This is a genomic window from Streptococcus sp. GMD6S (assembly GCF_000297015.1).
Genome location: NZ_AJRH01000251.1, coordinates 1 through 596, shown reverse-complemented (window position 1 = coordinate 596; position 596 = coordinate 1). Strand labels below are relative to the sequence as shown.

The 596-nt window shown below is 35.1% G+C and carries 1 pseudogene; it reads left to right on the top strand.

The window, feature by feature from the left end:
- Positions 1 to 147, top strand: a pseudogene (locus GMD6S_RS13085) (hypothetical protein); the annotation flags it as partial.
- Positions 148 to 596: the final 449 nt, after the last annotated feature.

Sequence of the window (596 nt, the reverse complement as noted above, 5' to 3'; positions counted from 1 at the left end):
AAAGGGACTTTTCAATCAAAAGATGGCTGGAAATACGAAGGTGATTTTGTAAATGGTCAGGCTGAAGGTCAAGGGAAGTTGACTACAGAGCAAGAAGTCGTTTATGAAGGAACCTTTAAACAAGGCGTTTTCCAGCAAAAACAGTAGTCTCCAAGTTAGGAGACTATTTTCAAAGTCTGAAAAGAAAACGCTTTCTTCGCTTAAATTCGAGAACTAACTATCAACTAGAAAAACTTTGTGAAATAAAAAAATTTTTCCATAATTTCACAATCGTCCAGACAAAACTCTATTGTATAGATGCATTGAGAAAAAAATCACAATCTCAGAAAAATTCTTTGTGAAATGCTTATGAAACTGTTTACAAAGCATAAAAAAAGAGTTATAATAAACTTGTGAAAAAATTAACAAAGGATAACATCCTTAAAGGCTATGGAGGATAATATGGCTGATAAAAAAACAGTAACACCAGAGGAAAAACAACTTGCTGCTGAAAAGCATGTCGATGGTCTCGTGAAAAAAGCCTTGGTTGCGCTTGATGAAATGCGCAAGTTGAACCAAGAGCAAGTTGACTATATCGTGGCAAAAGCTTCGGTTGC